This is a genomic window from Lentzea aerocolonigenes, assembly GCF_000955955.1.
GTDB classification, from domain to species: domain Bacteria; phylum Actinomycetota; class Actinomycetes; order Mycobacteriales; family Pseudonocardiaceae; genus Lentzea; species Lentzea aerocolonigenes_A.
Genome location: NZ_JYJG01000140.1, coordinates 1 through 314 on the forward strand (window position 1 = coordinate 1; position 314 = coordinate 314).

Consider the following 314-nt stretch of genomic DNA (forward strand, 5'->3'; position numbering starts at 1 on the left):
TGGTGAAGTTCGGGTCGGCGAAGAGCCGGTCCTGGGTCTCCGAGAGCAGGAACGCCACCGAGCCCGCCCGCTGGGTCACCAGACTGCGGGCCGCGCGGTTGACCGTGTAGCCGAGTTTGCGGATGGCGGCGTCGACGGCTTCACGCGCCCCGGGGCTGACGTTGTGCCCGCCCTGCAGGACGCGTGAGACGGTGCCACGGGAGACGCCGGCGTGCTCGGCGACGTCGATGATGGTCGGCGGCCGCTGCGCGCGTGCCCGTCGTCGTGGCGCTGTGTCCGTCATCGGCCCTCGTCTGCTCCGGTTGGTGTCACGA

The 314-nt window shown here is 71.7% G+C and carries 1 protein-coding gene; it reads right to left on the reverse strand.

Annotated elements, in window-relative coordinates; genetic code table 11:
- A partial coding sequence (locus UK23_RS21075; RefSeq protein ID WP_045313302.1) for a LacI family DNA-binding transcriptional regulator occupies window positions 1-283 on the reverse strand: 283 nt, incomplete at its 3' end.
- Between the last annotated feature and the right edge of the window lie 31 nt (window positions 284-314).